This is a genomic window from Paenibacillus sp. 01T422 (assembly GCF_056398785.1).
Genome location: NZ_JBFTQB010001271.1, coordinates 1 through 1,330, shown reverse-complemented (window position 1 = coordinate 1,330; position 1,330 = coordinate 1). Strand labels below are relative to the sequence as shown.

1 protein-coding gene is annotated in these 1,330 nt (G+C 45.8%); it reads left to right on the top strand.

Annotated elements, in window-relative coordinates; genetic code table 11:
• A partial coding sequence (locus AC1DUA_RS37910; protein ID WP_477504614.1) for an MFS transporter occupies positions 1-1,112 on the top strand: 1,112 nt, incomplete at its 5' end.
• Between the last annotated feature and the right edge of the window lie 218 nt (positions 1,113-1,330).

The following is a 1,330-nucleotide window of genomic DNA, read 5'->3' as shown; positions in this document are numbered from 1 at the left end:
CGACTGTCGGCAGCATCGTTGGCATGACTTCACTGGCCGCAGCCATCATTCTTATTCCCGCTGGTATTATGAATGACCGATTCGGACCGAAACGCGTCATTACGTTTGGTCTTGTTTTTACAATTGTCGCATTGACTGTTCGCTCTTTATTCGAGGCTGAAGGTGGCATGCTTGTTTCCTCTTTCTTCGGAGGCATGGCGCTTGCCGTCGTCTCGGCGACTATTCTGCCTTTTATGGCTAACAACTCCACTCCTCAACAGCGTGTGCATCTATTCAGCTTCAATATGGCGCTTGTGATGATTGCCAATGTTGTGGGTATTGCGCTCGGAGGCCTACTGTGTGACTTTTTTCAATTCGTCATTGGGCTTGAGGAAATTCTAAGTTTGCGTTTCACTTTATTAATTGGCGTTGTTTTCGCTGCGCTTGGTATCATTCCTGTGGCTTTATTCGAAAAAAGCGAACAGGAAATCCAGCCGCAGAGGGAATCGCTCAATTGGAAGCAATCGTGGCGCTCACACAAATCCTCCCTTCAAGTCATCGGTATTTTCTGCCTGCTCGGCTTGCTTTCAGCTATCGGTGGGGGCATGATTGTCCCGTATTTAAATGTGTATTTCGAGGATCGCTTTGAAGCTTCGAAGTCTGCGATCGGCATTGTTGTCGCGTTAGGTCAAGGAGCAACTGCGATTGCCTTTCTCATTGGCCCCATGATTGTGAAGAGATTTGGGGAGGTTAGATCCGTTGTGTACTTGCAGCTCTGTTCGATTCCATTCCTCCTTCTGACTGCCTTCTCAGCTAATTTCTATTTATCCTCCGGCGGTTATTTGTTCCGTCAGGCATTGATGAACGCGGCGAATCCTTTTTACAACTCGGTCAAAATGAGCTACGTCGACCGCTCCCTGCGCGGGCTAGCTTCCTCTTCCGGAGAAGCGGTTTTTAACTTGGGATGGTTTCTGGCAGCTCCGATAAGTACAGGCCTGGTATTCCGCCATGGCCCCTACTACGGCTATGCCTATGCTTTCTGCATCACAGCAGTAGTCTACATGGTGATTTCCTACTTATTTTATTTCTTTTTCGGGAAAAATCGATTCAAGCCAGTTGAAGAATCTCAGTAGATCAGGAATCTTAATAGATTTGAAAACCCTCGTAGATTACGGACAAAAATTGGTTCTTTTCTATCGTTGACTTAGGCGATGGAAAGGAAATACAATGAAATGAGAGCGCATACATATAGTCGATTATGCGCACATGATCTAATCCGGATTTTGATTGTGAGGGGATTGCTAGTATGAAGAATAAAATCATCTTTAATGGACAAAGCATTGTCTTAACT